The sequence below is a fragment of the Enterobacter cloacae complex sp. HYC033_NIDB genome, from assembly GCF_056673335.1.
Genome location: NZ_CP115123.1, coordinates 588,392 through 612,683 on the forward strand (window position 1 = coordinate 588,392; position 24,292 = coordinate 612,683).

The window sequence follows — 24,292 nt, forward strand, 5'->3', positions numbered from 1 at the left end:
GCCGCAATTGTATAGACAAGCAAATACAAGAACACAAAAACAACATCACATCGGAGGGGAACGTATGTCGTATTCAGGTCGGGTGGATATTCAGCAGGTGATCGATGAAAGTCCTTTTTCAGGGTTTCACTGGCTTCTAATTGTGCTGGGCTTTCTGGTGCTGGCGATCGATGGGTTTGATACCGCAGCGATGGGTTACATTGCGCCTACGCTGTCGACGGAGTGGGGAATACATAAACAGGATCTGGGGCCGGTGCTGAGTGCGGCGCTGCTCGGGCTGTCGCTGGGTGCCCTGATTGCAGGTCCGGTATCGGACCGGATGGGACGCAAGCGCGTACTGGTCTTTTCATGCCTGTTCTTCGGCCTGGCGAGCCTGGGCACGGCCTGGGCGCAAAGTCTGAATACCCTGACGCTATGGCGATTTCTGACCGGTCTCGGGCTGGGCGCCGCGATGCCTAACGCCATCACGCTGATCTCAGAGTTTGCCCCCCAGCGCTGCCGCGCCATGGCAATTAACACCATGTACTGCGGCTTTCCGCTGGGTGCGGCGGGCGGCGGGGCGATCTCGTCCTGGCTTATCCCTCACCATGGCTGGCGAAGCGTGCTGCTGACCGGCGCGATTGCGCCGCTGATTTTAACGGTGCTGCTGGCGCTGCTGTTGCCGGAGTCGGTGAAGTTTCTGGTGCAGCGCGGGAAAGACGTCGCCCAGGTTCGCCGCATCGCCAGCCGGTTCGCCCGCAGTACGCTGGATAGCGTCACAGGCTTTTTCCTGGCGGAGGAGAAAGTCGCGTCGAAAAAAGGCAGCGTGTCGCAGCTGTTTTCCATGCCCTGGCTGCCCGGCACCCTGATGCTGTGGGTCACCTATTTTATGGGGCTGGTGATTTATTACGTCCTGCTGAGCTGGATGCCAACGCTGATGCAGGGGATGGGATATGCGCTGGCGGAATCCGCCTGGCTCACCTCGCTGTTCACCTTCGGCGGCACCGCTGGCATTTTGCTCGCGGGCTGGATGATGGATCGCTGGGAAGCGCACAAGGTGGTCGCGTGTGGTTTCGTGCTGACGATGGGCCTGATTCTTTTACTCGGCATTGAGCATAACCATATCGCCCTGTTTGGCGGGTTAATTTTCCTGATGGGGATCGCGATGAACGGCGCGCAGTCGGGCATGCAGACCCTGGCCGCCACCTTTTACCCTACCGAGTGCCGTGCGACGGGTATCGCCTGGATGCAGGGGATCGGCCGCTTCGGCGGCGTGGCGGGCACCATGACCAGCGCCCAGCTTCTTTCCATGCAGTGGCAGGCGGACAGTATTTTAATGATCCTCAGCGTACCTGCTCTCGTGGCTGCGGCGGCAACCGTCTACAAAATGCTGTATAGCCGCGCGCAGGAGCCGGGCGTCGCCTAGTCCCTCTCTTTTCTGCTATTCTGCCCCCGCAATTAAGGGGGCAGCATGCTTAACATCGTCTTATTCGAACCAGAAATTCCGCCGAACACCGGCAATATTATCCGCCTGTGCGCCAACACCGGTTTTCGTCTGCACATCATTGAGCCGATGGGCTTTACGTGGGACGACAAACGTCTGCGCCGCGCGGGGCTGGACTACCATGAGTTTACCGCCGTCGTTCGTCATCACGATTACGCCGCGTTTCTGGGATCCGAAAAACCACAGCGCATGTTCGCCCTGACCACCAAAGGTACGCCAGCGCACAGCGCCGTACGCTATCAGGACGGGGATTATCTGATGTTTGGTCCGGAAACCCGCGGCCTGCCGGCCACCATTCTGGATGCCCTGCCCGCTGAGCAGAAAATTCGTATTCCGATGATGCCGGACAGCCGCAGCATGAACCTGTCGAATGCGGTGTCGGTGGTGGTGTATGAGGCGTGGCGCCAGCTGGGTTATCCCGGCGCGATATTGCGTAGCTAAAACAGTTCGGGTGGCTTACGCCACCCGATTCGTCGTGTTTAGCCTGCTACCGCGATACGTTTCATATCGGTCATGTAGCCACGCAGTTTCTGGCCCACTTTCTCGATTTCGTGGCTGCGAATCGCTTCGTTGACGTCACGCAGCTGCGCGTTATCAACCGCTCCTTCCGCAATCGCCTGGCCCAGATCGCCCGCTTGCAGGGTGGTCATGAACTCTTTCAGCAGCGGTACGCAGGCGTAAGAGAACAGGTAGTTACCGTACTCGGCGGTATCGGAGATCACCACGTTCATCTCATACAGACGTTTACGGGCGATGGTGTTTGCGATCAGCGGCAGCTCGTGCAGCGATTCGTAGTACGCAGATTCTTCAATGATGCCCGAATCCACCATGGTTTCGAACGCCAGCTCAACGCCCGCTTTCACCATCGCGATCATCAGGACGCCTTTATCGAAGTACTCCTGCTCGGTGATCTTGCCGTCATACTGTGGTGCGGTTTCGAACGCGGTTTTACCGGTCTCTTCGCGCCAGGTCAGCAGTTTCTTATCGTCATTCGCCCAGTCCGCCATCATGCCGGAAGAGAACTCGCCGGAGATAATGTCGTCCATGTGTTTCTGGAACAGCGGCGCCATGATGGTTTTCAGCTGTTCAGAGAGTGCGAACGCGCGCAGTTTTGCCGGGTTGGACAGTCGGTCCATCATCAGCGTAATGCCGCCCTGCTTCAACGCTTCGGTGATGGTTTCCCAGCCGAACTGAATCAGTTTTTCCGCGTATGCCGGATCGGTGCCTTCTTCCACCAGCTTGTCGAAGCACAGCAGAGAGCCGGCCTGGAGCATGCCGCACAGGATGGTCTGCTCGCCCATCAGGTCAGATTTCACTTCCGCAACGAAGGAAGATTCCAGCACGCCCGCACGATGGCCGCCAGTGGCCGCAGCCCAGGCTTTGGCAATCGCCATGCCTTCGCCTTTCGGATCGTTTTCCGGGTGAACGGCGATCAGCGTCGGTACGCCGAAGCCACGTTTGTACTCTTCGCGCACTTCGGTGCCCGGGCACTTCGGTGCCACCATCACCACGGTGATGTCTTTACGGATCTGCTCGCCCACTTCAACGATGTTGAAGCCGTGGGAGTAACCCAGCGCGGCGCCGTCTTTCATCAGCGGCTGTACGGAACGCACAACGTCAGAGTGCTGCTTGTCTGGCGTCAGGTTAACCACCAGATCCGCCTGCGGGATCAGCTCTTCGTAGGTACCCACTTTGAAGCCGTTTTCGGTCGCTTTACGCCAGGAAGCACGCTTTTCGGCAATCGCTTCTTTACGCAGGGCGTAGGAGATATCCAGCCCGGAGTCACGCATGTTCAGGCCCTGGTTCAGACCCTGTGCGCCACAGCCGACAATGACCACTTTTTTACCCTGAAGGTAGCTCGCGCCATCAGCAAATTCATCGCGCGCCATGAAGCGGCATTTGCCCAGCTGCGCCAGCTGCTGGCGCAAGTTCAGTGTATTAAAGTAGTTAGCCATGGGTGATACCTCGTGATGTTGTGTGTCTTATTGTTCGGTTCGCGTTTCAGCGAGAATGTACCCACATTACAACAGGAAATTTATTGCGGAAATTGATATATTCACAACGCCACATTGCAATTTATGCAATGTAAAAAGAGGGAGTGGAATCGGTGGATTTACGCGATCTGAAAATGTTCCTGCACCTGGCGGAAAGCCGTCACTTTGGCCGTAGCGCCCGGGCGATGCACGTCAGCCCCTCCACGCTGTCGCGCCAGATCCAGCGCCTTGAGGAAGACCTCGGCCAGCCGCTGTTCGTGCGCGATAACCGCACCGTCACCCTCACGGAAGCAGGTGAAGAGCTGCGCATCTTTGCTCAGCAGACGTTATTACAGTACCAGCAGCTGCGACACACCATCGACCAGCAGGGGCCGTCGCTTTCCGGCGAGCTGCATATTTTCTGTTCCGTGACCGCTGCCTACAGCCATCTTCCCCCCATTCTCGACCGCTTCCGCGCGGAACATCCGTCGGTTGAAATTAAGCTCACCACCGGCGATGCCGCCGACGCGATGGAAAAAGTGGTTACGGGCGAAGCGGATCTGGCGATTGCCGGAAAACCCGAAACGCTGCCGGGGGCGGTGGCGTTCTCGATGCTGGAGAATCTGGCGGTAGTGCTGATTGCCCCGGCGCTGCCCTGCCCGGTGCGCAACCAGGTTTCGGTGGAGAAACCGGACTGGTCCACGGTGCCGTTTATCATGGCCGATCAGGGGCCGGTGCGCCGCCGCATTGAGCTGTGGTTCCGCCGCCAGAAGATCAGTAACCCGTCGATTTACGCCACGGTCGGCGGCCATGAGGCGATGGTATCGATGGTGGCGCTCGGCTGCGGCGTAGCGCTGCTACCGGAAGTGGTGCTGGAAAACAGCCCGGAGCCGGTGCGCAATCGCGTGATGATTTTAGAACGCAGCGACGAGAAAACGCCGTTCGAGCTAGGCGTGTGCGCACAAAAAAAGCGGCTGCATGAGCCGCTTATTGATGCGTTCTGGACGATATTGCCGAACCACTAAAGCCGGGTGGAGCTGCGCTTACACGGCCTACACGCAGTTCAAACCTTAGAACGTAGGCCTGATAAGCGCAGCGCCATCAGGCATTTTCCCGAACAACCTAACCCGCCAGGAAGAAACGGAACGCCGGGTTGTGGGTTTCGTCATGGCACTCATAGCCCAGCTCGTTCAGGCGCGTTTCGAAATCCGGCTCGTGCTCGCCCAGCTCGAACGCCGCCAGTACGCGGCCATAGTCGGTGCCGTGGCTGCGGTAGTGGAACAGAGAGATGTTCCAGTGCGTGCCCAACGTGTGCAGGAACTTGAGCAGCGCGCCCGGCGATTCCGGGAACTCGAAGCTGAACAGGCGTTCCTTCAGCGGCTTGGATGGACGGCCGCCGACCATGTAACGCACGTGCAGCTTCGCCATCTCGTCGTCGGAGAGATCGACCACGCTGTAGCCACCGTCATGCAGCAGGCTGAGGATCTCTTTGCGCTCCTCCACGCCACGGCTCAGACGCACGCCGACAAAAATGCACGCATCTTTGGCATCGGCAAAGCGGTAGTTGAACTCCGTTACCGAGCGGCCGCCCAGCAGCTGGCAGAACTTCAGGAAGCTACCCTTCTCTTCCGGAATGGTCACCGCCAGCAGCGCTTCACGCTGTTCGCCCAGTTCGCAGCGCTCGGAAACGTAGCGCAGACCGTGGAAGTTCACGTTGGCGCCGGAAAGCACGTGCGCCAGACGCTCGCCGCGAATATTGTGCTGGGCGATGTATTTTTTCATTCCCGCCAGCGCCAGCGCGCCGGATGGTTCCGCCACCGCACGTACATCCTCGAACAGATCTTTCATCGCCGCGCAGATAGCGTCGCTGTCGACGGTGACGATATCGTCGAGATACTCCTGGCACAGGCGGAACGTTTCGTCGCCAATGCGCTTCACCGCCACGCCCTCGGCGAACAGCCCGACGCGCGGCAGATCTACCGGATGTCCGGCGTCCAGCGCCGCCTTCAGGCAGGCAGAGTCTTCCGCTTCAACCGCAATCACTTTGATCTGCGGCATCAGCTGTTTGATCAGCACCGCCACACCTGCGGCTAAGCCACCGCCGCCCACCGGGACGAAAACGCGGTCGAGATGGGCGTCCTGCTGCAACAGTTCCAGCGCCAGCGTACCCTGCCCGGCAATCACCATCGGGTGATCGAACGGCGGCACCCAGGTGAAGCCCTGCTGCTGCGCCAGCTCAATCGCTTTGGCTTTGGCTTCGTCAAAGTTAGCGCCGTGAAGCAGCACTTCTCCGCCGAACCCGCGCACCGCGTCGACCTTGATATCTGCGGTGGCGACCGGCATCACGATCAGCGCCTTCAGCCCCAGACGCGCCGAGGAGAACGCCACGCCTGCGCGTGATTGCCCGCCGAGGCGGTAATCACCCCGCGCGCTTTCTGCTCGTCCGTCAGCCCGGCCATCATCGCGTAGGCGCCGCGCAGCTTGAAGCTGTGCACCGGCTGCCTGTCTTCACGCTTCACCAGAATGACGTTGTCGAGACGCGAAGAGAGTTTGTCCATTTTTTGCAGGGGCGTGACCTGCACCGCTTCATAGACCGGCGCGCGTAGTACCGCTCTCAGGTATTCCGCCCCCTCCGGGGCGGCGGATAAGGGTTGTGACTCGGCCATCATTAGCCCCCCAGTTTAGATTTATCGCGCACCGCGCCTTTATCTGCACTGGTGGCAAGACTCGCGTAAGCGCGCAGGGCGAAGGAGACTTCACGCTGACGATCTTTCGGCGTCCAGGCTTTGTCGCCGCGGGCTTCCTGCGCCTCACGACGGGCCGCAATCTCCTGGTCACTCAGCTTCAGCTGAATGCCGCGGTTCGGAATGTCGATTTCGATCAGGTCGCCATCTTCGATGATCGCGATATTGCCGCCGCTTGCCGCTTCTGGCGAGACGTGGCCAATGGAGAGGCCTGACGTGCCGCCAGAGAAACGACCATCGGTGATCAGCGCGCAGGCTTTGCCGAGGCCCATCGATTTCAGGAAGGTGGTCGGGTAGAGCATCTCCTGCATGCCGGGGCCGCCTTTCGGCCCTTCGTAGCGAATGACCACCACGTCGCCTTCCACCACTTTGCCGCCGAGGATAGCGTCTACCGCTTCGTCCTGGCTTTCATACACTTTTGCCGGGCCGGTAAATTTCAGGATGCTGTCGTCCACGCCTGCGGTTTTCACAATGCAGCCATTTTCCGCGAAGTTACCGTACAGCACGGCCAGACCGCCGTCTTTGCTGTAGGCATGTTCCAGCGAGCGAATGCAGCCTTCGGCGCGATCGTCATCCAGCGTGTCCCAGCGGCAATCCTGCGAGAACGCCTGGGTGGTACGGATGCCCGCCGGACCGGCGCGATACATGTTTTTCACCGCGTCGTCTTTGGTCAGCATCACGTCGTACTGCTCCAGCGACTCCGGCAGCGTCAGGCCGAGCACGTTTTTCACGTCGCGGTTCAGCAGCCCGGCACGATCCAGCTCGCCGAGAATACCAATCACGCCACCCGCACGGTGGACATCTTCCATGTGGTACTTCTGGGTACTCGGCGCGACTTTACACAGCTGCGGCACTTTGCGGGAGAGCTTGTCGATGTCGCTCATGGTGAAGTCGATTTCAGCTTCCTGCGCGGCGGCCAGCAGGTGCAGAACGGTGTTGGTGGAACCGCCCATGGCGATATCCAGCGTCATGGCGTTTTCGAACGCCGCTTTGCTGGCGATGTTACGCGGCAGCGCGCTGGCGTCGTCCTGCTCGTAGTAGCGTTTGGTCAGCTCAACGATGCGCTTGCCCGCGTTAAGGAACAGCTGTTTACGGTCGGCGTGGGTCGCCAGCAGCGAGCCGTTACCCGGCTGAGAAAGACCCAGCGCTTCGGTCAGGCAGTTCATGGAGTTGGCGGTAAACATACCGGAACAGGAGCCGCAGGTCGGACACGCGGAGCGCTCCACCTGGTCGCTCTGCTCGTCAGAGACTTTCGGGTCCGCGCCCTGGATCATCGCATCGACCAGGTCGAGCTTGATGATTTTGTCGGAGAGCTTGGTTTTCCCCGCTTCCATTGGGCCACCAGAGACGAAGATCACCGGAATGTTCAGGCGCAGGGAAGCCATCAGCATCCCCGGGGTGATTTTGTCGCAGTTGGAGATACAGACCATCGCATCGGCGCAGTGGGCATTAACCATGTACTCCACCGAGTCGGCGATCAGCTCACGCGACGGCAGTGAATAGAGCATTCCCCCGTGGCCCATTGCGATACCGTCATCCACCGCAATGGTGTTGAACTCTTTCGCCACGCCGCCGGAGGCTTCGATTTGCTCGGCAACCAGCTTACCGAGATCGCGCAGGTGCACGTGGCCCGGCACAAACTGGGTGAAGGAGTTCACCACGGCGATAATTGGCTTACCGAAATCGGCGTCGGTCATTCCGGTGGCGCGCCACAGTGCGCGGGCACCCGCCATATTACGGCCGTGGGTGGTGGTGGCTGAACGATACTTAGGCATGCTTTATTTACTCCCGTCTGACTATTTAATGGGACGGTGCGTGCCGTCCCAAATTTATATTTAGTGATTAACCTGATCCAACCAGCCGTATTTGTCTTCTGTTTCGCCGGTGAAGAGGCCGAAGAAGGCTTGCTGAATGCGTTTGGTGACCGGGCCACAGCGGCCTTCGCCCACCTGAATGCCATCGACGCTACGCACCGGCGTAATTTCAGCCGCGGTACCGGACATGAACACTTCGTCAGCCAGGTACAGGGATTCGCGGGACAGTACCTGCTCGCGCACTTCGATACCCAGATCTTTTGCCAGCTTGATGATGGCGTCGCGGGTGATGCCCGGCAGCGCGGACGAAGTGAATGGCGGGGTGAACAGAATGCCGTCTTTCACTTCAAACAGGTTTTCACCCGCGCCTTCGGAGATGTAGCCATTCACATCCAGCGCGATACCTTCCTGATAGCCGTGACGGCGCGCTTCGCTGCCGACCAGCAGTGAGGAAAGGTAGTTACCGCCCGCTTTAGCCGCAGTCGGGATAGTGTTTGGCGCCACGCGGTTCCAGGAAGAAACCATTGCGTCGATCCCCTGATCCAGCGCTTCCGCGCCCAGGTAGGCGCCCCACGGGAACGCAGCAATGATCACATCGGTGTTATAGCCAGCGGGCGGGTTGACGCCCATGCCGACATCACCCACGAAGACCAGCGGACGAATATAGGCGCTGGTCAGTTTGTTCTGGCGAATCACCTCGCGGCAGGCTTCCATCAGCTCATCAACGCTTTGGGAGACCGGGAAACGATAAATTTTGGCTGAGTCATGCAGACGCTGCATGTGTTCGCGATGGCGGAACACCACTGGCCCTTTGTGAGAATCGTAGCAACGGATCCCTTCAAACACGGAGGTGCCGTAGTGCAGCGCGTGGGACATCACGTGAACTTTCGCGTCTTCCCAGCGAACCATCTCACCATTGAACCAAATGTAATCAGCTTTTTTTGTCGTCATTTTTTCGTCCTGTCACGCTTAAGCGCGGATTTGTTGTGATGTGGTTGTGCTCTGGCAGATGGCAACATGGGCAACGTCTACCAGTTTTGATAACTGACTAAACAGTAAGTCGACCGGCCGCGGGCTGGCAACGGTTAATTCGATACTGATGTTCTGCGCGTCGGTGGCCGTTTCCATATTCATAGAGCAAATCTGAAAGCCACGGTGGCGAACCACGCGCAATACGCGTTCTAACGTTTCCGGGTTGAAGCGAGCCTGCACGGCGACCTGATGTTGCATCATGATAATTTCTCCAGCATTTGTGAGTTACTGGCACCGGGCGGTACCAACGGCCAGACGTTCTCAAGCTCGTCGATTGAGACATGAAGCAGGTATGGCCCTTCGCTTGACAGCATGGTGTCGAGTGCCGCTTCAACCTGGTCTTTACGGGTGATGTGCTGGCCAGGAATGCCGAAGGCGCTGGCCAGGGTGAGGAAATCGGGGTTATCGGTCAGGGTCGTTTCGCTGTAACGCTCCTGGAAGAACAGCTGCTGCCACTGGCGAACCATGCCTAAACGCTGGTTATCGAGCAAGACGATCTTCAGCGGTAACTGCTTACGCTTCACGGTGCCGAGCTCCTGGACGTTCATCATGAAGGAGCCGTCACCGGAGATACAGATAACGGTATCGTTCGGGCGGGCAACCTGCGCGCCAACGGCTGCTGGCAGACCGAAGCCCATCGTCCCTAACCCGCTCGAGGTGATAAAGTTCTCCGGGCGGGTGTAGGTCATGTGCTGGGCTGACCACATCTGATGCTGGCCGACATCCGTCGTTACCACGCTGTCTGCGGGTTTACGGTCTGACAGCTGTTTCAACAGCAGCGGCGCATAGATGGCGTCGCCTGGGTGATCGTAACGCCACGCGTGTTCAATACGCATATCAGCGGTGTGCTGACGCCATGGGTTGATATCCAGCGGCTGCTCCAGCGCCGGTAACAGCGCGTTAAGATCGCCCTGCAACGCGACATGCGCCTGACGCAGTTTGCTCATCTCCGCCGGGTCGATGTCCATATGGATCACTTTGGCGTTCGGCGCGAAGGTATTCAGCTTGCCGGTAACGCGGTCGTCAAAACGTGCGCCGACGGCGATAAGCAAGTCGCATTCCTGCACCGCCAGGTTTGCCGCTTTGGTACCATGCATCCCCAGCATGCCGAGGTAGTACGGGTAATCTGCCTCTACCGCACCGAGACCTTTCAGCGTGCAGGTGGCGGGCATTTGCGTGGTCGCAATGAACGCGCGAAGCGCCGGAACAGCCTGCGCCATGCCCACGCCGCCGCCTACGTACAGCATCGGTTGTTTGGCCTGCGCCATCATCTGACGCGCCTCTTCCACCTCTGCATGCGGGAACGCATTATCGCTTTCCACGGTAGAGAAATGCGGCTCCAGTTCGCCGAGTGCAACCTGGATATCTTTCGGGATATCAACCAGAACCGGGCCAGGACGGCCAGAGCTGGCAACCTCGAACGCTTCGGCCATCACCCGCGGCAGCTCTTCGAGAGACTGAACGAGGAAGCTGTGTTTGGTGCAGGCCAGCGATAAACCGAGCACATCCACTTCCTGGAAAGCATCGGTGCCGATGAATGGAGAGGCCACCTGGCCGGTGATCGCCACCACGGGTACGGAATCGAGCAGCGCGTCAGCCAGGCCGGTGATCAGGTTCGTTGCGCCGGGACCTGAGGTGGCCATACAGACACCGGTTTTACCGGTCGCACGGGCATAACCGATGGCGGCCATCGCTGCGCCCTGCTCGTGTCGGCACAAGAGGTGTTCCACGCCGCCGTCATACAGTGCATCGTAAATCGGCATAATTGCGCCACCCGGATAACCGAATACGGTTTCGACTCCCTGCGCGCGCAACGCATGTACTACCCATTGTGCCCCATTCATAGTTAGTTCCCCGTCATAAATCTGGAGAAACAGAATTTTGTGCTAGTCGTCATTCTCTGCTCCTCATTTAAGTTTTTTAGTCATAAAAAAACCCCCGGACCTTTCGGTGCGGGGGTCTTAGTTCGTTAAGGCTTGATTTCTAAGCCTTTCCTCGTCCAAGTGCAGCCCCGCACGGTGGGATAATAATCACCACCACGCTAATCACGACCAGGCTAATCACTCGTAGAAGGGCTGTCATTTTCAGTTCTTTTTGCATCTTGTTCGAAGGAATACCTAAAGAGTTACCACAGATATTTCATCTGACACAAGATTTTTTTATGACCTATATCTGTAGCATGCGAACTATTTCTTTCAAAATCGTTGTTTTATATAGGGAAAAAATAGAAATGAAGATTTTTCATTTTTTTGTCCTGTTTCATCAGGCAAGGCGCGCATGATTTCTTTTCTGCGAGGCCGATTCCACCGACATGTAAGGATTACATTTTGCCGCTAAAAGGCTGGAACGAGCGCCGTAATTCAGTGAATTAGTGCTAAACAGGAAAAAATGATGCTGGCATAGTCACCGCCAAGGAGGGCTTATGTCACTGTCAGTTGTTTATACACGCGCGGCCATCGGCGTGAAGGCACCGCTTATTTCTGTAGAGGTTCATTTAAGTAATGGACTGCCCGGACTGACGCTGGTCGGCTTACCAGAAACGACCGTTAAAGAGGCGAGGGATCGCGTGCGCAGCGCAATTATTAATAGCGGTTATGCTTTTCCGGCGAAGAAGATCACCATTAACCTTGCGCCCGCCGATTTGCCAAAGGAGGGAGGGCGATATGATTTACCTATTGCTATAGCGCTTCTCGCGGCTTCTGAACAGCTCAATACGCCAGGGCTAAGCTCGTGTGAGTTCGTGGGTGAATTAGCGCTTACAGGCGCGTTAAGAGGCGTTCCCGGAGCAATCTCGGGTGCGCTTGAAGCCATACGCGCGGGAAGACAAATCATTGTGGCCAATGAAAATGCCTCTGAAGTAAGCCTTATCGCCGAAAAGGGGTGTCTTGTCGCGGGACATTTGCAAGAGGTTTGCGCCTGGCTGGAAGGCCGACACGAGCTTGCCGAGCCGCAGGAGAATGACGAGGTGGCGCCAGCTTCGCCCGAGGATCTCAGCGATATTATGGGTCAGGAACAGGGTAAACGGGCGTTAGAGATAACGGCCGCGGGTGGGCATAACCTGTTACTGATAGGTCCGCCAGGCACGGGGAAAACGATGCTGGCGAGCAGATTGAGCGGCCTGTTGCCACCCCTCAATAATCATGAAGCACTGGAAAGCGCCGCGATATTTAGCCTGGTCAGTTCTACGTCGCTGCATAAACAGTGGCGCCGCCGTCCTTTCCGCTCTCCACACCACAGTGCGTCTCTTACCGCGATGGTGGGCGGGGGTTCGATCCCCGGACCGGGTGAAATCTCACTGGCGCACAACGGCATTTTGTTTCTGGATGAATTGCCAGAGTTTGAACGCCGCGTGCTGGATGCATTGCGGGAGCCGATTGAATCCGGCGAAATCCATTTGTCTCGTACACGGGCAAAAATAAGCTACCCTGCGCAGTTTCAGCTAGTCGCGGCGATGAACCCTAGCCCTACGGGTCATTATCAGGGCAATCATAACCGCTGTACGCCGGAGCAGACGCTGCGCTATCTGAGTAAGCTGTCTGGCCCCTTCCTCGACCGTTTTGATTTATCTCTCGAGATCCCCCTGCCCCCGCCCGATCTGCTGAGGCAAACCGGTATTAGGGGCGAAAGCTCATCAACTGTGCGTGAACGGGTTATTGCGGCGCAGGCGCGGCAGTATGCTCGTCAGAACAGGCTGAATGCCCGGCTGGATAACAGCGGGATCCGACAGTTTTGTTCTCTTAACGCTGAAGATGCAGGCTGGCTGGAAGATACACTGACGCGGTTTGGGCTATCCATTCGCGCGTGGCAGCGTTTGTTGAAAGTAGCGCGCACGGTCGCCGACGTGGAGGGCTGCCCCGGAATAGAGAGGCGGCATTTGCAGGAGGCATTAAGTTACCGTGCGATCGATCGGCTGCTGTTGCATCTGCAAAAAATGCTGGCGTAAAAAAAGGGGCCGTAGCCCCTTCTCTTCTTAATCGTCAGACTCGGTGTAGTCTTCTGCACCTTCCATCTGCGGCTTGCCGCCAGACAGCGTATGGAAACGCTTAGGACGCTTAATGCGAGCCATATACTTGATCCATACACGTTCTGCATCAGACTGCGGCTCACGCTCACCACGGCAAACAGAGACAAACTGTTTTTCATCTTCGGTTGCCGGTTCACGTTTACCCAGATCCAGCTCGTTAAAGGCATAACCATGGCGCTCAAGAAGTTGAGCTTCTTTGATAGTGAAATCGCCGTGACGAGAGAACCCGCGCGGGTAATGTTTATTGTCGAAAAAACGATTAGTCGTCGTAAAGCTTTCCGCCATCCTACACGCTCCTAATTCTTTGGCCGAGCTATTTATGGCGCGGAGTATTAGTTACGCTTGACAGAGTGTAAAACAAAACATTTAAATCATAACGACAAATAATTTTGTGGAGAAAGATGTGGATACGGAATTGCTAAAAACTTTCCTCGAAGTGAGCAGAACGCGACACTTTGGGCGAGCAGCTGAAGCCCTCTACCTGACGCAGTCAGCAGTCAGTTTTCGTATTCGACAGCTGGAAAATCAACTGGGTGTGAACCTTTTTACCCGCCATCGCAACAATATTCGTTTAACTCCGGCTGGTGAAAAGTTGTTGCCTTATGCAGAAACCCTGATGAATACCTGGCAGGCAGCGCGAAAGGAGGTTGCGCACACCTCCCGGCATAATGAATTCTCGATCGGTGCCAGCGCTTCACTATGGGAATGCATGCTCAGCCAGTGGCTTATGCGGCTATATCGCACACACAACCATCTGCAATTTGAGGCGAGGATTGCGCAACGTCAGTCGCTGGTTAAGCAACTCCACGAGCGGCAGCTTGATCTGCTGATCACCACAGAAGCACCCAAGATGGACGAATTTAGCAGCCAGATTGTTGGACAATTTAGCCTGGCGCTCTATGCATCGGAGCCTGCAATGATGAAGGCCGACCTGAATTATTTACGCCTGGAATGGGGGCCTGATTTTCAGCAACACGAGACGGGGTTAATTGCCAGCGATGATATCCCGCAGCTCACGACAAGCTCAGCGGAGATCGCATGCCAGCATCTTCCCGCATTGAAAGGCTGTACCTGGTTACCTGTTCGCTGGGCGGATAATAAACCCGCACTCCATGTTGTCACCGATTCGACAACGCTCTCCAGGCCGCTGTATGCCATTTGGCTGCAAAACAGCGATAAGCAGTCGCAGATAAAAGATCTGTTAAAAACCAGCATACTGGATTAACGCAAAAGCCTGCGGAAACGCAGGCTGCTTATTCTTCAGGAAGGTGTTGAGCTGTTTTGCAGGCAAAAAAAATCCTTTGCCGAAGCAAAGGATTCTATATGGCAGGGGCGGAGAGACTCGAACTCGCGACACCCGGTTTTGGAGACCGGTGCTCTACCAACTGAGCTACGCCCCTAAAGTTTTTGCCATTAAGCCTGCCGGAAGGGCAGGCTTAATGTCTTAATAAGTGGCGGAACGGACGGGACTCGAACCCGCGACCCCCTGCGTGACAGGCAGGTATTCTAACCGACTGAACTACCGCTCCACCGAATACTTCTGTAACCACCGGATTAATGCACCGGCTTACTACTTAATTTGATGCCTGGCAGTTCCCTACTCTCACATGGGGAGACCCCACACTACCATCGGCGCTACGGCGTTTCACTTCTGAGTTCGGCATGGGGTCAGGTGGGACCACCGCGCTAAAGCCGCCAGGCAAATTCTGTTAATCTGTATCAGGCTGAAAATATCGTGTCTGTCTCTTCGCCAAAACACCTTCGGCGTTGTAAGGTTAAGCCTCACGGTTCATTAGTATCGGTTAGCTCAACGCATCGCTGCGCTTACACACCCGACCTATCAACGTCATCGTCTTTAACGTTCCTTCAGGAGACTTAAAGTCTCAGGGAGAACTCATCTCGGGGCAAGTTTCGTGCTTAGATGCTTTCAGCACTTATCTCTTCCGCATTTAGCTACCGGGCAGTGCCATTGGCATGACAACCCGAACACCAGTGATGCGTCCACTCCGGTCCTCTCGTACTAGGAGCAGCCCCCCTCAATTCTCCAGCGCCCACGGCAGATAGGGACCGAACTGTCTCACGACGTTCTAAACCCAGCTCGCGTACCACTTTAAATGGCGAACAGCCATACCCTTGGGACCTACTTCAGCCCCAGGATGTGATGAGCCGACATCGAGGTGCCAAACACCGCCGTCGATATGAACTCTTGGGCGGTATCAGCCTGTTATCCCCGGAGTACCTTTTATCCGTTGAGCGATGGCCCTTCCATTCAGAACCACCGGATCACTATGACCTGCTTTCGCACCTGCTCGCGCCGTCACGCTCGCAGTCAAGCTGGCTTATGCCATTGCACTAACCTCCTGATGTCCGACCAGGATTAGCCAACCTTCGTGCTCCTCCGTTACTCTTTGGGAGGAGACCGCCCCAGTCAAACTACCCACCAGACACTGTCCGCAACCCGGATCACGGGTCTACGTTAGAACACCAGCCATTAAAGGGTGGTATTTCAAGGGCGGCTCCACGCAGACTGGCGTCCACGCTTCAAAGCCTCCCACCTATCCTACACATCAAGGACCAGTGTTCAGTGTCAAGCTATAGTAAAGGTTCACGGGGTCTTTCCGTCTTGCCGCGGGTACACTGCATCTTCACAGCGAGTTCAATTTCACTGAGTCTCGGGTGGAGACAGCCTGGCCATCATTACGCCATTCGTGCAGGTCGGAACTTACCCGACAAGGAATTTCGCTACCTTAGGACCGTTATAGTTACGGCCGCCGTTTACCGGGGCTTCGATCAAGAGCTTCGCGTTGCCGCTAACCCCATCAATTAACCTTCCGGCACCGGGCAGGCGTCACACCGTATACGTCCACTTTCGTGTTTGCACAGTGCTGTGTTTTTAATAAACAGTTGCAGCCAGCTGGTATCTTCGACTGATTTCAGCTCCGCCCGCAGGGGCTTCACCTACACATCAGCGTGCCTTCTCCCGAAGTTACGGCACCATTTTGCCTAGTTCCTTCACCCGAGTTCTCTCAAGCGCCTTGGTATTCTCTACCTGACCACCTGTGTCGGTTTGGGGTACGATTTCGTGTTACCTGATGCTTAGAGGCTTTTCCTGGAAGCAGGGCATTTATCACTTCAGCACCGTAGTGCCTCGTCATCACACCTCAGCGTTAAAAGGTACCGGATTTATCTGGAACCTCCGCCTACATGCTTAAACCGGGACAACCGTCGCCCGGCTGACATAGCCTTCTCCGTCCCCCCTTCGCAGTAACACCAAGTACAGGAATATTAACCTGTTTCCCATCGACTACGCCTTTCGGCCTCGCCTTAGGGGTCGACTCACCCTGCCCCGATTAACGTTGGACAGGAACCCTTGGTCTTCCGGCGAGCGGGCTTTTCACCCGCTTTATCGTTACTTATGTCAGCATTCGCACTTCTGATACCTCCAGCATGCCTCACAGCACACCTTCAACGGCTTACAGAACGCTCCCCTACCCAACAACGCATAAGCGTCGCTGCCGCAGCTTCGGTGCATGGTTTAGCCCCGTTACATCTTCCGCGCAGGCCGACTCGACCAGTGAGCTATTACGCTTTCTTTAAATGATGGCTGCTTCTAAGCCAACATCCTGGCTGTCTGTGCCTTCCCACATCGTTTCCCACTTAACCATGACTTTGGGACCTTAGCTGGCGGTCTGGGTTGTTTCCCTCTTCACGACGGACGTTAGCACCCGCCGTGTGTCTCCCGTGATAACATTCTTCGGTATTCGTAGTTTGCATCGGGTTGGTAAGCCGGGATGGCCCCCTAGCCGAAACAGTGCTCTACCCCCGAAGATGAGTTCACGAGGCGCTACCTAAATAGCTTTCGGGGAGAACCAGCTATCTCCCGGTTTGATTGGCCTTTCACCCCCAGCCACAGGTCATCCGCTAATTTTTCAACATTAGTCGGTTCGGTCCTCCAGTTAGTGTTACCCAACCTTCAACCTGCCCATGGCTAGATCACCGGGTTTCGGGTCTATACCCTGCAACTTAACGCCCAGTTAAGACTCGGTTTCCCTTCGGCTCCCCTATACGGTTAACCTTGCTACAGAATATAAGTCGCTGACCCATTATACAAAAGGTACGCAGTCACCCCATAAAGAGGCTCCCACTGCTTGTACGTACACGGTTTCAGGTTCTTTTTCACTCCCCTCGCCGGGGTTCTTTTCGCCTTTCCCTCACGGTACTGGTTCACTATCGGTCAGTCAGGAGTATTTAGCCTTGGAGGATGGTCCCCCCATATTCAGACAGGATACCACGTGTCCCGCCCTACTCTTCGAGTTCACAGCATGTGCATTTTCGTGTACGGGACTATCACCCTGTACCGTCGGACTTTCCAGACCGTTCCACTAACACACAAGCTGATTCAGACTCCGGGCTGCTCCCCGTTCGCTCGCCGCTACTGGGGGAATCTCGGTTGATTTCTTTTCCTCGGGGTACTTAGATGTTTCAGTTCCCCCGGTTCGCCTCGTTAACCTATGTATTCAGTTAACGATAGTGCAACGGATTGCACTGGGTTTCCCCATTCGGACATCGCCGGGTCAAGGGTTCATATCACCTCGCCGGCGCTTTTCGCAGATTAGCACGTCCTTCATCGCCTCTGACTGCCAGGGCATCCACCGTGTACGCTTAGTCGCTTAACCTCACAACCCGAAGATGTTTCTTTCGATTCACCATCGACTTGCGAAAATTTGAGAGACTCGAACACACATGAGCTGTGTGTCGTTTCAATTTTCAGCTTGATCCAGATTTTTAAAGAGCAAAACTTCGCAGTGCACCTTTTCAGGTTCACTCTGAAGTTTTCTTGTGTTCGCAGTAAAAGATGGTGGAGCTATGCGGGATCGAACCGCAGACCTCCTGCGTGCAAGGCAGGCGCTCTCCCAGCTGAGCTATAGCCCCATCGTAGTTACCTCTGTACCGGTAATTTTTGTTGAGGCAAGGCGTGGTGACACGAAGCATACTTATGTATGTGAGTGTCGCCGCAACGCAGCATCAGCAAAAATTTGGTAGGCCTGAGTGGACTTGAACCACCGACCTCACCCTTATCAGGGGTGCGCTCTAACCACCTGAGCTACAAGCCTGTAGAGGTTTTTTACTGCTGTTTTTCATCAGACAATCTGTGTGAGCACTGCAAAGGCAGGTTCTTTAAGGTAAGGAGGTGATCCAACCGCAGGTTCCCCTACGGTTACCTTGTTACGACTTCACCCCAGTCATGAATCACAAAGTGGTAAGCGCCCTCCCGAAGGTTAAGCTACCTACTTCTTTTGCAACCCACTCCCATGGTGTGACGGGCGGTGTGTACAAGGCCCGGGAACGTATTCACCGTGGCATTCTGATCCACGATTACTAGCGATTCCGACTTCATGGAGTCGAGTTGCAGACTCCAATCCGGACTACGACGCACTTTATGAGGTCCGCTTGCTCTCGCGAGGTCGCTTCTCTTTGTATGCGCCATTGTAGCACGTGTGTAGCCCTACTCGTAAGGGCCATGATGACTTGACGTCATCCCCACCTTCCTCCAGTTTATCACTGGCAGTCTCCTTTGAGTTCCCGGCCTAACCGCTGGCAACAAAGGATAAGGGTTGCGCTCGTTGCGGGACTTAACCCAACATTTCACAACACGAGCTGACGACAGCCATGCAGCACCTGTCTCAGAGTTCCCGAAGGCACCAATCCATCTCTGGAAAGTTCTCTGGATGTCAAGAGTAGGTAAGGTTCTTCGCGTTGCATCGAATTAAACCACATGCTCCACCGCTTGTGCGGGCCCCCGTCAATTCATTTGAGTTTTAACCTTGCGGCCGTACTCCCCAGGCGGTCGACTTAACGCGTTAGCTCCGGAAGCCACGCCTCAAGGGCACAACCTCCAAGTCGACATCGTTTACGGCGTGGACTACCAGGGTATCTAATCCTGTTTGCTCCCCACGCTTTCGCACCTGAGCGTCAGTCTTTGTCCAGGGGGCCGCCTTCGCCACCGGTATTCCTCCAGATCTCTACGCATTTCACCGCTACACCTGGAATTCTACCCCCCTCTACAAGACTCTAGCCTGCCAGTTTCGAATGCAGTTCCCAGGTTGAGCCCGGGGATTTCACATCCGACTTGACAGACCGCCTGCGTGCGCTTTACGCCCAGTAATTCCGATTAACGCTTGCACCCTCCGTATTACCGCGGCTGCTGGCACGGAGTTAGCCGGTGCTTCTTCTGCGGGTAACGTCAATTGCTGAGGTTATTAACCTCAACACCTTCCTCCCCGCTGAAAGTACTTTACAACCCGAAGGCCTTCTTCATACACGCGGCATGGCTGCATCAGGCTTGCGCCCATTGTGCAATATTCCCCACTGCTGCCTCCCGTAGGAGTCTGGACCGTGTCTCAGTTCCAGTGTGGCTGGTCATCCTCTCAGACCAGCTAGGGATCGTCGCCTAGGTGAGCCGTTACCCCACCTACTAGCTAATCCCATCTGGGCACATCCGATGGCAAGAGGCCCGAAGGTCCCCCTCTTTGGTCTTGCGACGTTATGCGGTATTAGCTACCGTTTCCAGTAGTTATCCCCCTCCATCAGGCAGTTTCCCAGACATTACTCACCCGTCCGCCACTCGTCAGCAAAGCAGCAAGCTGCTTCCTGTTACCGTTCGACTTGCATGTGTTAGGCCTGCCGCCAGCGTTCAATCTGAGCCATGATCAAACTCTTCAATTTAAGTTTGATGCTCAATGAATTAAACTTCGTAATGAATTACGTGTTCACTCGTTGAGACTTGGTATTCATTTAGTGTCCGAAGACATTAAGAATCCATGTCACTTTGAGTGCCCACACAGATTGTCTGATAAATTGTTAAAGAGCAGTTGCAACGCGGCTTTTAGCTCATCGTTGCGAGGTCCCGTATATTACGTTTTCCTCATTCAGAGTCAAGCAATTATTTTCACTTTTCTCTGTTGGCGTTCATCTCTGAACCCCGCTGTCCCGGCGGCTTGTAAGCCGTTGTTCCGTGTCAGTGGAGGCGCATTATAGGGAGTTCTCCGACGTTGACAACCCCTCTTTGAAAAAAAACGTTCAACCGTCTCTTTTTTGCTCAAAACCGTGCTACAGCGCCAGTTTTTCGAGCGTTTCGAAGCCATAACGACGTAAAACGGGCAAAAGTTGTTCGGTTTCTTTTGTTATCGCCATACAGAAAGCGATGTTCGCATCCGCTGATTTCGCATCCGGCGCCTCGTGTTCCAGCAGCCAGGCCGTCCGACGCGCAATTGCAGCACCGGAATCCACCAGCCGGGTCCCTTCAGGGAGAACCTTTAACAGCTCTTCCTGTAATAGCGGGAAATGGGTGCAGCCAAGAACAACCGTATCCGGTGGTTCCTGCATCCGCAGCCATGGACGCAGAATACGACGCAGCTCTTCAAGCGATACCGTCTCGCCGTGCAGTTTCGCTTCCGCCATTTCCACCAGCTCCGCGGAGCCGAGCATGGCGATCTGGCATTCATTGGCAAAGCGCTCTATAAGCTCACGCGTATAAGGACGTTTTACCGTACCGCGCGTAGCCAGCAACCCCACAATGCCGTTCGCCGTCAGACGCGCCGCAGGTTTGATTGCCGGAACAACGCCCACAACCGGGAACGGGAATTTTTCGCGCAGGGCAGGAAGAGAGACCGTGCTTGCCGTATTACAGGCAATGACCGCCAGCGCCAGGGGATAACGCTTTTGTACCGCGGTGACGATTTCAACCACACGCTCAACAATAAAGTCTTCACTCTTTTCCCCATACGGGAACGCGACGTTATCGAAGGCGTAGATGTAATGGAGATCCGGCAGGAGCTGCCGAATCTCATCATAGACCGACAGCCCACCGACGCCGGAATCAAACACCAGCACGGTGGGACGCGGATCAGAAGGTGTAGCTGCCAGACAAGGTGTATTCCCGTCCTGCAGTTTGGTAGCCATAAACTGTCTCGTAATCTTTATCGAACAGGTTGGCTATTTTACCACGAACTGTGAGATGAGAGGTGACAGGATATGAAACCGCGACGTCCCACAGGCTGACGCCGCCCATTTTCACGCGTTCTGTTGCATAGGTATTCGGATCAACGGCAACGTCATAGCGAGTGCCCAGATAACGGTACGCCAGATTCCAGTCGAGATCCCACACCTGCCAGTCAAGCTGATACTTAACCTGTTGCTTTGAGCGACGAGCCAGGACTTCGTTAGTTTTCGCATTACGCGGGTCGACGTAGTCGTAAGAAATCTGATGCCCTACCGGGCCAGTGTCGAACTGGGCCGTCGCCTCGATTCCTTTAATACGGGCTTCATCGACGTTGTAATAACGGTAAGTCCGCGGGTCGCTATTAATGAGGTTATCGATATCATTACGATAGCCCGTCACACGCCAGTTTACCGGCCCCGTCAGACCTTCAAAGCCACCTTCCCACTGCTTACTCTCTTCTGGCTTCAGATCCGGATTACCGTAATCTTTACTGTGGATCTGGCTCATGGTCGGTGCTTTATACGCTGTACCGTAAGAACCGATGATGCGATACCCCTCGATGAACTCCCATGCGGCGCTGGTCTGCCAGGTGGCGTGATTGCCAAAATTAGAGTTATCGTCATTACGCGCCGCCGCTTCCAGCGTCACGCTGTTGAACTGCTGCATCGCCGAAAGGAACACGCCGGTATTACGTTGTTCGTAACCTTTTTCCAGATAGCCCGTACCCGCCTGGGTTTTCTGCTTCTGCCAGTCCAGACCCGCGCCGATATTGCCGTGACCCACTTCAACCGTATTCAGCCACTGGGTGGTGTACTGCTTCACGTCATCCATGGTTGCGGAGTCAGCGTAGCGGCCTTTTTTCGGATCATAGTTCTGATCTTTGCTACGGCCATACCCTGCCACCAGCTGTGACTGGAAAATACCCTGGTTATAGCGCAACCCGGTGTCCCAATTCTGGCTGTAAACCTGACGCGTGTCCGGCCGCCCATCAATGCCGGTCGCACCATAGTGATCGTAACCGTCATACGCGGAGCGGTTATCGTAGCCAAAGCCACGGAAGAACCCACTGACGCTGTCGGTAAACTGCTGCTCCACCGAGCCAAATAGCGATTTACTCATAAAACCATCGCGGTCTGGCTGGCGCGGGGCATCTTTTGCGGCAATATCAAAACCACGGGTATAGGTATAATCACCGGCCATGGTGATTTTGGTTTTATCGAACACCTGCTGGAAGGCACCGTTATAGTTTTGATACCCCTTTGAACCGACACCCGCAGAAATTTCCGCACCCGGCTTGTCGCGCCCGGTAATGATGTTAATCACACCGCCAATCGCGTCGGAGCCATACAGCGCCGAACGTGGGCCGCGAATGTACTCAATACGCTGAATCAGCGACGTCGGAATTTGGCTTAAATCGGGAACATTGCTGATCCCGGCATTATTCAGGGGGATACCATCAATCAGTACCAGAACATGGCGGGATTCCGTACCGCGAATAAACGTTGAAGAGGTTGACCCCATCCCGCCGCTTTGTGCGATGTCCACACCCGGCAGGCGTGACATGATTTCCACAACACTCGTTGCCTGCCAGCGTTCAATATCCTCACGGGTCACGACGGAGGTCGGAGCCAGAACGGTTTTTGCTGGTTGTTCGAAACGGTTTGCTGTCACCACCAACGAGTCGGCGCTTTCCTGCGCCCAGCCCGAAAATGCCGTGACGGAAAACGCCGTCAACAGCGATACTTTTTTAATCATTGTTAAAGCATCCACAATATAAGAAGGATGCCGCAGGCCTCATCGATAGCACGCGATGATGAAACCAAATGCGACGTGATCCCGGCAGGTCTTCGGGCTGGGTGGCGTTATACGGATGAAGACTTCCCATTTTCACAGTGTCTACAACTCTCATCCCGCCAGTCTTTACCGCTGCGCGTCAGCTCCAGATTTGCACTGGATTCCCTTTTCACTCTCAGGAGACCGGAAACAGAATGCTACAATTAGACACGTATAGATGTCCAGATAGCTATTAGCCATTAAATCTGGACATCCACTGCACAATCCCTACAATCCCCGCGTAATTCTTTATCACTCAGGACGCATCATGACCCCCGAACACCTCCCGACAGAACAGTACGACGCACAGCTGGCAGAAAAAGTTGTCCGCCTGCAAAGTATGATGACGCCTTTCAACGCGCCGGTTCCCGAGGTGTTTCGTTCTCCGGTCAGCCACTACCGTATGCGCGCTGAGTTCCGCATCTGGCACGATGGCGATGACCTGTACCACATCATTTTCGATCAGCAGACGAAATCCCGCATTCGCGTAGACAGTTTTCCGGCGGCGAGTGAGCTCATCAACCAGCTGATGACACTAATGATCGACGGTGTACGCAATAATCCGGTGCTGCGCAACAAGCTGTTCCAGATTGACTACCTGACCACCCAAAGCAATCAGGCCATTGTTTCTCTGCTCTATCACAAAGCGCTGACCGACGAGTGGCGCGAGCAGGCAGAAGCCCTGCGCGATGCGCTGCGCGCGCAGAACATCAACGTGCACCTGATTGGCCGCGCGACCAAAACCAAAATCATGCTGGACCAGGATTACATCGACGAGCGTCTGCCGGTAGCAGGTAAAGAGATGGTTTACCGTCAGGTAGAGAACAGCTTCACCCAGCCGAACGCCGCCATGAACGTGCAGATGCTGGAGTGGGCGCTGAAGGCGACAGAAGGGTCTAAGGGCGATCTGCTGGAGCTCTACTGCGGTAACGGCAACTTCTCGCTGGCGCTGGCGCGTAATTTCGAGCGCGTGCTGGCGACGGAAATCGCCAAACCGTCGGTGGCCGCCGCGCAGTACAACATCGCCGCTAACCATATTGATAACGTACAAATTATTCGTATGGCGGCAGAAGAATTTACCCAGGCGATGAACGGCGTACGCGAGTTTAACCGCCTGCAAGGGATTGATTTGAAGAGCTACCAGTGTGAGACAATTTTTGTCGATCCGCCGCGCAGTGGCCTGGACAGCGAAACCGAGAAGATGGTGCAGGCGTACCCGCGTATTTTGTACATCTCCTGTAACCCGGAGACGCTGTGCAAGAATCTGGAAACATTAAGCCAGACGCACAAGGTTGAACGTCTGGCGCTGTTCGATCAGTTCCCGTATACGCACCATATGGAGTGCGGCGTTTTACTTACCGCACGGTGATCTGTAGGCCGGATAAGC

General features: G+C 55.5%; 16 protein-coding genes, 4 tRNA genes, 3 rRNA genes, 1 pseudogene and 1 riboswitch. Of the genes and pseudogenes, 6 read left to right on the forward strand and 18 right to left on the reverse strand.

Features of this window, described 5'->3' with window-relative positions; all coding sequences use genetic code 11:
* Positions 1-64 precede the first annotated feature (64 nt).
* On the forward strand, positions 65-1,405 hold the full coding sequence (locus O1721_RS02830; RefSeq protein WP_032649838.1) for an MFS transporter: 1,341 nt from the start codon (positions 65-67) through the stop codon (positions 1,403-1,405).
* 45 nt (positions 1,406-1,450) lie between these two features.
* Positions 1,451-1,924, forward strand: a complete 474-nt coding sequence (trmL, locus tag O1721_RS02835; protein WP_017693778.1) for a tRNA (uridine(34)/cytosine(34)/5-carboxymethylaminomethyluridine(34)-2'-O)-methyltransferase TrmL — start codon at positions 1,451-1,453, stop codon at positions 1,922-1,924.
* 38 nt (positions 1,925-1,962) lie between these two features.
* Here the strand turns inward: trmL and ilvC are convergent, their stop codons facing one another.
* Positions 1,963-3,438: a ketol-acid reductoisomerase gene (gene ilvC, locus O1721_RS02840; RefSeq protein WP_006808634.1), complete on the reverse strand. Its 1,476-nt coding sequence runs from the start codon at positions 3,436-3,438 to the stop codon at positions 1,963-1,965.
* A gap of 152 nt (positions 3,439-3,590) precedes the next feature.
* Here ilvC and ilvY point away from each other — a divergent pair, with 152 nt between their 5' ends.
* On the forward strand, positions 3,591-4,481 hold the full coding sequence (gene ilvY, locus O1721_RS02845; protein WP_017693777.1) for an HTH-type transcriptional activator IlvY: 891 nt from the start codon (positions 3,591-3,593) through the stop codon (positions 4,479-4,481).
* Positions 4,482-4,578: 97 nt separating this feature from the next.
* On the opposite strand, the pseudogene ilvA reads toward ilvY, so the two are convergent.
* From ilvA to ilvL, 7 genes and pseudogenes are all read right to left on the reverse strand, one after another.
* A pseudogene (gene ilvA / locus O1721_RS02850) lies at positions 4,579-6,122 on the reverse strand (threonine ammonia-lyase, biosynthetic).
* Between the two features lie 2 nt (positions 6,123-6,124).
* Entirely contained in the window at positions 6,125-7,975 is a 1,851-nt protein-coding gene (gene ilvD / locus O1721_RS02855) for a dihydroxy-acid dehydratase (protein ID WP_008501574.1), read from the reverse strand.
* Between the two features lie 60 nt (positions 7,976-8,035).
* Positions 8,036-8,965, reverse strand: a complete 930-nt coding sequence (gene ilvE / locus O1721_RS02860) for a branched-chain-amino-acid transaminase (protein ID WP_003860182.1) — start codon at positions 8,963-8,965, stop codon at positions 8,036-8,038.
* Between the two features lie 18 nt (positions 8,966-8,983).
* Entirely contained in the window at positions 8,984-9,247 is a 264-nt protein-coding gene (ilvM, locus tag O1721_RS02865; RefSeq protein WP_003860184.1) for an acetolactate synthase 2 small subunit, read from the reverse strand.
* A complete protein-coding gene (ilvG, locus tag O1721_RS02870) occupies positions 9,244-10,890 on the reverse strand; it encodes an acetolactate synthase 2 catalytic subunit (RefSeq protein WP_032649839.1) in 1,647 nt (548 codons plus the stop codon). The genes ilvM and ilvG overlap by 4 nt, the downstream gene beginning before the upstream one ends.
* Positions 10,891-10,892: 2 nt before the next feature.
* Positions 10,893-10,943: a peptide IlvX gene (gene ilvX / locus O1721_RS02875; protein WP_166792073.1), complete on the reverse strand. Its 51-nt coding sequence runs from the start codon at positions 10,941-10,943 to the stop codon at positions 10,893-10,895.
* Between the two features lie 86 nt (positions 10,944-11,029).
* Complete coding sequence (gene ilvL, locus O1721_RS02880; RefSeq protein ID WP_001311244.1) at positions 11,030-11,128, reverse strand: ilv operon leader peptide; 99 nt, start codon at positions 11,126-11,128, stop codon at positions 11,030-11,032.
* 340 nt (positions 11,129-11,468) lie between these two features.
* Between ilvL and O1721_RS02885 the strand changes: the two genes are divergently transcribed.
* Positions 11,469-12,989 (forward strand): YifB family Mg chelatase-like AAA ATPase, encoded by a 1,521-nt coding sequence (locus O1721_RS02885; RefSeq protein ID WP_032649841.1) that lies wholly within the window; start codon positions 11,469-11,471, stop codon positions 12,987-12,989.
* A 27-nt stretch (positions 12,990-13,016) separates the two neighbouring features.
* Here O1721_RS02885 and O1721_RS02890 read toward each other — a convergent pair whose 3' ends face one another.
* Positions 13,017-13,355 (reverse strand): MaoP family protein, encoded by a 339-nt coding sequence (locus O1721_RS02890; protein WP_006808641.1) that lies wholly within the window; start codon positions 13,353-13,355, stop codon positions 13,017-13,019.
* 118 nt (positions 13,356-13,473) lie between these two features.
* Here O1721_RS02890 and hdfR point away from each other — a divergent pair, with 118 nt between their 5' ends.
* Positions 13,474-14,295: an HTH-type transcriptional regulator HdfR gene (gene hdfR / locus O1721_RS02895; protein WP_017693775.1), complete on the forward strand. Its 822-nt coding sequence runs from the start codon at positions 13,474-13,476 to the stop codon at positions 14,293-14,295.
* Positions 14,296-14,394: 99 nt separating this feature from the next.
* Here hdfR and O1721_RS02900 read toward each other — a convergent pair.
* From O1721_RS02900 to btuB, 9 genes are all read right to left on the reverse strand, one after another.
* A tRNA-Trp gene (locus O1721_RS02900) sits at positions 14,395-14,470 on the reverse strand.
* Positions 14,471-14,522: 52 nt separating this feature from the next.
* A tRNA-Asp gene (locus O1721_RS02905) sits at positions 14,523-14,599 on the reverse strand.
* Positions 14,600-14,654: 55 nt separating this feature from the next.
* Positions 14,655-14,770: ribosomal RNA gene (rrf, locus tag O1721_RS02910) — 5S ribosomal RNA — on the reverse strand.
* 71 nt (positions 14,771-14,841) lie between these two features.
* Positions 14,842-17,746: ribosomal RNA gene (locus O1721_RS02915) — 23S ribosomal RNA — on the reverse strand.
* 180 nt (positions 17,747-17,926) lie between these two features.
* A tRNA-Ala gene (locus tag O1721_RS02920) sits at positions 17,927-18,002 on the reverse strand.
* A 105-nt stretch (positions 18,003-18,107) separates the two neighbouring features.
* A tRNA-Ile gene (locus O1721_RS02925) sits at positions 18,108-18,184 on the reverse strand.
* 70 nt (positions 18,185-18,254) lie between these two features.
* Positions 18,255-19,796, reverse strand: a 16S ribosomal RNA gene (locus O1721_RS02930).
* Together the 16S, 23S and 5S rRNA genes with 4 tRNA genes alongside form the textbook arrangement of a ribosomal RNA operon.
* 384 nt (positions 19,797-20,180) lie before the next feature.
* Positions 20,181-21,032, reverse strand: coding sequence for a glutamate racemase (gene murI / locus O1721_RS02935; protein ID WP_003862067.1), 852 nt, complete (start codon positions 21,030-21,032; stop codon positions 20,181-20,183).
* Positions 20,977-22,827 (reverse strand): TonB-dependent vitamin B12 receptor BtuB, encoded by a 1,851-nt coding sequence (gene btuB, locus O1721_RS02940; protein ID WP_023304629.1) that lies wholly within the window; start codon positions 22,825-22,827, stop codon positions 20,977-20,979. The genes murI and btuB overlap by 56 nt, the downstream gene beginning before the upstream one ends.
* Positions 22,828-22,893: 66 nt before the next feature.
* Positions 22,894-23,069, reverse strand: a riboswitch (cobalamin riboswitch).
* Positions 23,070-23,173: 104 nt separating this feature from the next.
* Here btuB and trmA point away from each other — a divergent pair.
* Positions 23,174-24,274 carry a tRNA (uridine(54)-C5)-methyltransferase TrmA gene (gene trmA, locus O1721_RS02945; protein WP_003862063.1) on the forward strand — a complete coding sequence of 367 codons (1,101 nt, stop codon included), beginning with the start codon at positions 23,174-23,176 and terminating at the stop codon, positions 24,272-24,274.
* Positions 24,275-24,292 lie beyond the last annotated feature (18 nt).

Coding starts and splice junctions, on each gene's coding strand:
- ilvC (WP_006808634.1), bottom strand. CDS start 3,438: ATGGCTAACTACTTTAATACACTGAACTTGCGCCAGCAGCTGGCGCAG.
- O1721_RS02890 (WP_006808641.1), bottom strand. CDS start 13,355: ATGGCGGAAAGCTTTACGACGACTAATCGTTTTTTCGACAATAAACAT.
- ilvE (WP_003860182.1), bottom strand. CDS start 8,965: ATGACGACAAAAAAAGCTGATTACATTTGGTTCAATGGTGAGATGGTT.
- ilvG (WP_032649839.1), bottom strand. CDS start 10,890: ATGAATGGGGCACAATGGGTAGTACATGCGTTGCGCGCGCAGGGAGTC.
- btuB (WP_023304629.1), bottom strand. CDS start 22,827: ATGATTAAAAAAGTATCGCTGTTGACGGCGTTTTCCGTCACGGCATTT.
- ilvL (WP_001311244.1), bottom strand. CDS start 11,128: ATGACAGCCCTTCTACGAGTGATTAGCCTGGTCGTGATTAGCGTGGTG.
- O1721_RS02830 (WP_032649838.1), top strand. CDS start 65: ATGTCGTATTCAGGTCGGGTGGATATTCAGCAGGTGATCGATGAAAGT.
- trmL (WP_017693778.1), top strand. CDS start 1,451: ATGCTTAACATCGTCTTATTCGAACCAGAAATTCCGCCGAACACCGGC.
- murI (WP_003862067.1), bottom strand. CDS start 21,032: ATGGCTACCAAACTGCAGGACGGGAATACACCTTGTCTGGCAGCTACA.
- O1721_RS02885 (WP_032649841.1), top strand. CDS start 11,469: ATGTCACTGTCAGTTGTTTATACACGCGCGGCCATCGGCGTGAAGGCA.
- ilvD (WP_008501574.1), bottom strand. CDS start 7,975: ATGCCTAAGTATCGTTCAGCCACCACCACCCACGGCCGTAATATGGCG.
- ilvM (WP_003860184.1), bottom strand. CDS start 9,247: ATGATGCAACATCAGGTCGCCGTGCAGGCTCGCTTCAACCCGGAAACG.
- trmA (WP_003862063.1), top strand. CDS start 23,174: ATGACCCCCGAACACCTCCCGACAGAACAGTACGACGCACAGCTGGCA.